Here is a 580-nt window from a genome sequence, read left to right on the forward strand (position 1 = left end):
CTCACTTACAGCTCCCCGAGGCGTTTCGCCGTTCGTCGCGTCCTTCGTAGGCTCCTAGTGCCAAGGCATTCACCGTGCGCCCTTTCTAACTTAACCATTTTGGCTGCAGATCTTCTTCGCATTTCTTCGTCAGCTTCGTGGATCTCAGTCATGTCACGTACGTGTGTACGTTCCATTCTTTCGACCACTCGCTTCCTCGAACTGCTCGAATCTCTTTGCCAAAAACGATCTATTATAAAAAAGTCGTTTTTGAATTCTTGACATGCTCGTTTGATCTCTTGTCTTGTTTTACAAACAAGACTCCGATAAAACTAACATTGTTTCTATTGCATTATCTAGTTTTCAAAGAACCAAAAGCCACTGATCTTTTAATATCAAATCAGTTTCTTCTATATTAATTGAGAGTGAATTCTCTCAAAACTGAACCAAAGCACAAGCGTCAAACAACTAAACGTTGTTCGTCGACTAGAGTTAAACTCCATAGAAAGGAGGTGATCCAGCCGCACCTTCCGATACGGCTACCTTGTTACGACTTCACCCCAATCATCTGTCCCACCTTAGGCGGCTAGCTCCCAAAAGG

General features: G+C 43.6%; 2 rRNA genes. Both read right to left on the reverse strand.

From position 1 onward, the window contains the following. A 23S ribosomal RNA gene (locus tag AC1FXP_RS23590) occupies nt 1-96 on the reverse strand; the annotation flags it as partial. 388 nt (nt 97-484) lie between these two features. Further along, nucleotides 485-580 (reverse strand): 16S ribosomal RNA (locus AC1FXP_RS23595); the annotation flags it as partial.

The sequence above is a fragment of the Halalkalibacter sp. HAAS-P013 genome (assembly GCF_056619925.1).